At 55.1% G+C, this 6,766-nt stretch carries 4 protein-coding genes; all 4 read left to right on the top strand.

What is annotated here, in order from left to right; translation table 11 throughout:
- The first annotated feature begins 814 nt into the window (after positions 1 to 814).
- On the top strand, positions 815 to 2,443 hold the full coding sequence (locus Q0M74_RS12365) for a hypothetical protein (RefSeq protein ID WP_293954915.1): 1,629 nt from the start codon (positions 815 to 817) through the stop codon (positions 2,441 to 2,443).
- Between the two features lie 10 nt (positions 2,444 to 2,453).
- Positions 2,454 to 3,038, top strand: coding sequence for a hypothetical protein (locus tag Q0M74_RS12360; RefSeq protein ID WP_293954913.1), 585 nt, complete (start codon positions 2,454 to 2,456; stop codon positions 3,036 to 3,038).
- 924 nt (positions 3,039 to 3,962) lie between these two features.
- Positions 3,963 to 5,864 carry a glycosyl hydrolase family 28-related protein gene (locus tag Q0M74_RS12355; RefSeq protein ID WP_293954911.1) on the top strand — a complete coding sequence of 634 codons (1,902 nt, stop codon included), beginning with the start codon at positions 3,963 to 3,965 and terminating at the stop codon, positions 5,862 to 5,864.
- A 23-nt stretch (positions 5,865 to 5,887) separates the two neighbouring features.
- On the top strand, positions 5,888 to 6,733 hold the full coding sequence (locus Q0M74_RS12350; protein WP_293954909.1) for a YqiA/YcfP family alpha/beta fold hydrolase: 846 nt from the start codon (positions 5,888 to 5,890) through the stop codon (positions 6,731 to 6,733).
- The last annotated feature ends 33 nt before the right edge of the window (positions 6,734 to 6,766 follow it).

The raw sequence follows: 6,766 nt of genomic DNA, 5'->3' as shown, positions 1-6,766 counted from the left end.
TGGTCCACTATCCATATCTGGCCTGATCGTCGAGTATGAGTCCCCCGGTGGTGCGGTGTGGGAGCTGACCGCCCCAGGGTCTGACCGGCATAGGAATATGTTCCTCCTGCCTGGTGGGCTCACGGGGTTGCGGGGGCGTGTGGAATGGGATGAAACCGAATCGGTGAACCAATATGGTGTGCGCCGGTCAGGCCCTAAGAATTTCCGCACACCCCCCTTTGACGTAGGCCTCAACCTGGGGTTACGTGCTAACCCCGGTGAGATGGAAGACCTCTCTCGCCGGTGGGAAGATGCGTGGTCATATGACCAACCTGGGAAACTCCATGTCCGATCTGGTGGCTATGGGGGGTATTGGTGCTGGGTGGATAACCCAGCGTTCCCTGACTGGCCAGATAACCTGGTGCGCCGTCGCTACCTGGAAACGTCCATGACATGCCGGGTACGACAAGGGCACTGGTTCGGCAAAGCAAAACGATACACACCGGGAACCTTTGAAGTGAAAGCCAAAGGCGACGCCCCTCTAGTGTCCTGGTGTCGGTTGGTGTGGGATGGTCAGGCTACGACATTCCAAGCCCCCGGCGGACCCATAGTCACGCTCGAAGCGGTATCAGGTGCCCGGCATATCAACCTTGATCGAGGCATGACAGGACAGGTCACACGTGCTGACGGCACCGTTGACTCTGCAACATGGTCAAAGCTCCTCGGGAAAGTCCCCGGAGTTTCCCTCATACCCGGCACAACATCGACTTGGATGCTCGGTGCCGGGCTCACCCTTGAGGTCACACCTCGCTACATATCCCCGTGGAGGTGAATCATGGTCGATTGGGCTGCGCATAAAGCTCACCGTCAGCGCATCATGGATGCCCACGGGCAGTGGGTGGGCATTTTAGATCGTGACTGGAATCCAATTCTTGATGTTGAGGATTGGAAAGACGCTGATTGGCCGGGCGTTTTTGCCGACACCGGCAGTATGACGATGAGCTTTGATGGTCTGTTGGAGAATGGTTCTCATAATCCGGCAGTGGAAGCGTTGCTCATGTCGGATTTGGGCAATTTGGATGATCCGGGAAGTATGGAGCAGCTTTTTCATAGTGGTATTCATATCGCTGTGGAGCGCCCTGGGCTGCCGCGCAGGGTTTACCGGGTGCTGGATCTTAGCCCGGAGGGTGGGCAGGACTTCCCCCGCACGATGGATGTGACCGGCATGGATTTGATTGAGCATTTGAAGCATATTCCAGCCTGGGCAGACCCGAGTAACCGTTCGAAGATTGTGCAGTTGCAGTTCGCGGACGTACAGGACGGTAGCGCTGAGGATGTGTCCCGAAAGATCGTGGGGCGTAACCTCATAGGCTACCAACAGCCAAGCCTGCTGCGGAATATGTTCAGCTGGACTGAGCCATACGGCAACGCTGCGGAGTGGGCAGCATTTCGTCCCGATCTACATTCGGTGATCTGCTCACCAATCAAATCCGGCTTGCCGTCAGAGTGGTGCGTAGTAGAAGCCAGATGGGATAATTCCTGGGATCTGCTCAAAGCTACGTGGGATGCTGCCGGTATTTTGCCGACTGCCGAAATGTGGTTCCCGGGTGATCCGCAACCATTCCCAGCACATACGACGCTGAACCTGCCGACCGTAGTCATTAACTTCATTCCTCGTTCCACGGTTACCGGCGCTGCCGGGCTCCTGGGGCAGGGCTGGAATCACCTGTCGCGGGTGATTGATTCCGATGACAAGATCACCACCGTTCTTGATTTCGCGGACGCACCTATCCCTACGGCTGATGGCCGTGACCCGTGGGTGATTTTTGATCTACCTGACGCACCTCGGATGAACATTAGAAAGTCCACAGACTCTAAATTCCTCGTCGGGGGCAAGTCGCCTAAGGGCCTCAATGATGTCATTGAGGTCGGTATCCGCACCACCATCTCCGCTCTCGTGGCAGGAATCCCACTTATTGGGCCGATTGCCGCTGAGCTAATTCGTGGTGGCGCAGACCTAGTGGCACGCCTGACCGCTGACCGCTTCCTCAACCTGAATGAATTTACCGACCGTGCACGCGCCCAATGGCACGGCAGGTCAGGCTACATTTCCATCGCTAAGCCCGGCGAAGCCAATTCGACTGAATCGCTGCAGAAAGCGTGGCAGGCGAAAACCGAAACCGCTGGTGGATTGTCGGTGGAATTTACCGTCGATGATCCATACCCGTACCTCCCAGGACGCGACTTTGACCTAGGCGACGTGGTGGGGATCCGTGCTTGGGGTGCGATCTGGGCGGCATATATCAGTGAGCTTTCATGGATTTCAGCACCTGGTCAGGCGGTGGGGTGGCGCATCCGACTCGGCAACCTCTCAGCACTGTCTGATCCTGAGGCACTGCTGGCTGCGAATGCGGAAACAGTGCGATCAGTGGTCGGCCGAATTTCCACATCAGTGAGTAACTAAGGAGGTATGCATGAAGCTTTATCCTTTTGATGTGCCGAGTGGTTTCCACCCCAAGATATGGACGATCCTTGGCTTCGGGTTAAACCCTGATCAGGCGAACCAGATCACAAGGCATCTCTTTGATGATCTCGGCGTGAGGCTATGTGAGGATCGTCGTGAGGTGACGTACTCCTGGGTAGTTGGGTTGGTGGGGGATTGGCCTGATTGTGAAGTTGCGGACATTGGTGACGTGGTGGATGTGGTGGTGGATGATCGGGGTGCCGTGCGAATCACTGCCGGTGCTCTGCCGCCGGGCGTTCGACTGGAAAAGTACTCCGGAAAGCTTGTTGGTACCCTCACTCACCCTGGTAGGTATTCCGTCACCCTGACGATTGGGCCGACTGTGAAGTACGATCCACTCGGCTCTCCCGGTGGCCCGGGGGATCCCGGTACGTGGATTCCTATTGACCAACCTCGGCAAGCCGCCGTGACTGCATTGTCCGAGTTTCCGGCGACCGTCGATGATCTCGATGATCGTGGTAAAGATCAGCTCCTCGCGGAACTTCTTGCATGGCGCGACGGCGAAACAGTGAAGGAGGCTGACCATGGGAATTAAGCCCTCAGGCGACAATCCGGTACGCGTCCCGCCAGATAACCCGCAAAATAGGTGGGGAGAATACGAAGCCGGATTGCAAGAAGCTGGTGACGAAGCTGGGGGAGTCCTCAATGAAACATGGTCACTAGCCGATGCTGCAAGTCAACTTGCCCAAGCGGCTTGGAATGGTATTGAGACCATCGGTAAAATCCTTGGCGGAGCACTAGATCTTGGTGTTGGCATTTTCATGCACGTAGCCAATGGGGTGCGGTCACTCATTGACGGGGTCACGAACGCTATCCGTGGGTTGCTGCCTGCGGGGTCCCCGTGGTCCCCGATCCAAGACGCTTTCGAGGATTACCAGCTGGGTCTGAAAGATCGTACTGATCTGATCCCCCTGGGGTACTGTGCGGCGTACTCAGACCGTAATATCCCGCTCGCAGCTCTGGTTGGTTCCGCTACAAGGATAGTGCCATTCAACGCTCAGCTCGGGCCACACCAGGGCGCGCACGTCGGGAATGAGCGAATCGTTTTCGACCTGACGGGGACGTGGACTGTGCATGTCATGGTCGGGTTCCGTGGTACCCCACCATTGGCGAATGGGGATGGGCGTGTCCATATTGAGGTGCGTGTCCGTCGACCGAATGGGTCGCTGGCCTCGTGGTGGAAAGTGCGTGGATCACCGGGTGATGAAGAGGTTTCCTTGACATGCTCGAGGCCGGTGGTGATCTCCGAACCGGGGATGTATGTCGAGGTGATGGCACGGTCAGGCATGCCTAGGCATGTGGACGGTGGTACTGCACATTCGGTGCTGACGGTAGTGCGGTCGTCGTTGGATACAGATAATCCTGGTGTTCCCGAAGTACCGGACGAATAAACCTCCCCGTAACCCACTATTTTTCACCCCACCAGATGTGTGGGGTCTTTTTATGGAAGGAGCCAGCTATGACGCTGGTCAATATTGATCTGAGGAATCAGGGCTATGAGACTGGCCCTGATGACCGAGTAGTTTTCTACTCCCTGCTGGTGCGGGAGGGGGATTTCGGCACTATTTCTACTGCCCCAGTGGAGGTTGAGCTGGTGGATGGCAAGGCCACGGTGGACCTCGCTCCCGGCCCGGTGGGGGTGCAGATCATCGCTAGGCAGGTTGCGGACACGCGCATTAAAATTGGTGAGGTGCCACCGTCTGGACCTACCACCCTAAATGCGGTGATGATGGTCACCCCGGCGTACACTCCAGCCCTGCAGAAGATGATGATCGCAGCCATTGAGCGCGCTAAAGAAATCGCAGTAGGACAGGTCGATGGTGCCGTCTCTATGGCAATTGATGCCGAGGTGGGCGAGGCCATCTATACAGCTACCTCGTCCGCAGTGTCTGCAGCCAATTCAGCGATAACTGCTCAGCAGTTCGCCTCGTCAGCAGATGCCCGCGCAGCCTCCGCGGAGGACAAAGCTGATAACGTGGACGCCCGCATGGATGCCATAGAGGTTATGGGCGGTCTAGCGCCGGGTGAGCCTGTGGACGGCCAAACCGCAAACCTCATTACGCAACCCGAGACGCTTACTCGTAGGGCAGTATCCGCCGCCATAGCCGAAACTGCTGGCGTGATTTCTGTTGGGGACTACGGGGCAATCCCTGACGGCACTACTGACAATACGGGTGCATTCAATGCCGCGATGGCCGCTGCCCGTTCGGAGGGGCGAAAAGTTTACGTCCCTGCGGGCAGGTGGAAAATTGAGGGCACGGTGGATATTTCCGGTGTGCAAATATCTGGCGAGATCAGTGGGTATCAAAACACATCAGGTGCCATCATCGTGGGAAATGGGACTAACACCGCACTAAAACAGATGTCCTACCAGCTACCGTATCTAACTATGTCGGTGTCTGGATTGCGGATTGAGAACGTGGAGACCGGTCTTGATTTGGGGTACATGGTACAAACGACGGTCGAGGACGTGTGGGTCCATTCGAGCGGAACAGGCATTAAATTTGGTACTAATAGTGCTGTTGGCCCACTGTGGTGCATGTTTAAGCGTGTCATTGCCGATTCCTCTGGGGGCCACGGCATGGTAATGCAGGGTAGTCAGTGGTGTAACGCAAACAGCTTCGACACTTGTGAATTTAAAGGAGCTGCCGGATTTGCTGGGGTGCAAATCGACACCACGGGCGGCTACGGAGCGGTGAAAAACAGTTTCAAAAACTGCGAATTTGCAGGAGATGGTGCCGGAATACTGCTGTCGGGGACCACCCGGTCAACCACTGTTGCAGATTGCTACATGGAATCCAAGGGTCCATCTATTGTGTCCCGGGGCCTGACAATTGATCTGCATATGTCGGCAAACGTTTATGGATCGACAGGCAACGATACCGTATTCGCTCCGCGATTCATTGATCACGAAGCTGGCAATATGCGAGTAATCGTTGACGGTGGATGGATAGTCACCGGAACCGACGCTCGGCAAGAGGGTGTGCACTTCGTAGGCAGCAAGAGCCCTTCAACGCTGGAGCTTAGCTACACTCACCGGCCACATGCGAGCACATCAAGCGCGGGATTTATGCTACATGATCCCGCGATCATCAGTACGTCTCGGGTAGCGATTTCACCAACGCACCCGCAGGTACAGGTCAGGCGAACAGGTGACGTCGTGCGATTTCGATCCTCAGCTTCCGTGATTGATACGGCCATTTCTTCCTGGACCCTTCCTGATTGGGCGCGCCCTAGTGTCTCATTTGGAGGTAGGCCAATCAACGCAGATGGAGAGCTATACGTCGGGGCAGACGGAAAAATAACCCTCACAGGGCTAGGAGGAAAAACTTTCCGGTTTGATCTCACTTATCTTATTTAAATGAGGCGCTATTATTGATATCTGTGAATAACTTTGTAGCTACGGATAGAGTAATAGATAAAAAGGTGCATGTTACCTATCGGCATGAATCAGTAAGCAACTTTCTTGCGCAAGAGTCTATAGACCCTGGACTTCATAGTATTTGGGAAGGTGGATTGCCTATTGACTGCATTTTTGCCCCACGAGTATCTGCAACCCTAGTCGTGGTTCTTAACGGCGCGACAACCCCGTCCATCACCTTGCCCTGGCTTTCGGGAACAAGCATTTTGGCAGGAATGGAAGTCTCGCGATTATCTATTTCTGATCCTTCACTCTATCTTGGTGGGGGATTGACCTCAGCGTATTACGCAGGGAACTATCACCAGCCGGATCTGCAAACGCACTTAGTGAAAATTGTAGCCAAAGCTGCAGAGAGCGCCCGAGCTGAGAATATTGTTTTTCTCGGCGGCTCAAGTGGAGGCTTTGCCTCATTGGCACTTAGTGCGCATTTCCCCCAATGTACTGCGGTGGTATTCAATCCTCAGACAAACCTCTATGTGCATACTGAAGGTCCCATTCAGGCGTGGCTGTCGGCGGCCTGGGAAGTTAATTCGCTTGAGGAGCTTCCAGGATCAGTAGAGGTAGATCTGATTTCACAATACGCCAGTGGGTTTACACATCGTGTGATTTATATGCAGAACATAACTGACCATCACCATAATCGTCATTTCCTCCCGTTCCTCCGGTCAGCGGGACCGGGGGATTTGCAATACCTTGTACACGATGAAGCTCAAGGGCATGCCCCTCCCCCTAAAGAGATGATCAGATCTGCAGTAGAGTCTGCTTGTTCTCTACCTCATGGCGACTTGGTCAAAGGGTTTTCCCGTTAGTTTTGCAGCTTTACCCTTCGACATGCCCCGTAC

This window comes from uncultured Corynebacterium sp., assembly GCF_945649885.1.
Taxonomy (GTDB): Bacteria; Actinomycetota; Actinomycetes; order Mycobacteriales; family Mycobacteriaceae; genus Corynebacterium.
Note: the sequence above shows the minus strand (reverse complement) of the source record. Positions and strands in the feature narration are given on the sequence as shown.

Excerpts from the sequence above, each read along its gene's own strand:
- Q0M74_RS12360 (WP_293954913.1), top strand. The coding sequence starts at position 2,454 with ATGAAGCTTTATCCTTTTGATGTGCCGAGTGGTTTCCACCCCAAGATA.
- Q0M74_RS12355 (WP_293954911.1), top strand. The coding sequence starts at position 3,963 with ATGACGCTGGTCAATATTGATCTGAGGAATCAGGGCTATGAGACTGGC.
- Q0M74_RS12365 (WP_293954915.1), top strand. The coding sequence starts at position 815 with ATGGTCGATTGGGCTGCGCATAAAGCTCACCGTCAGCGCATCATGGAT.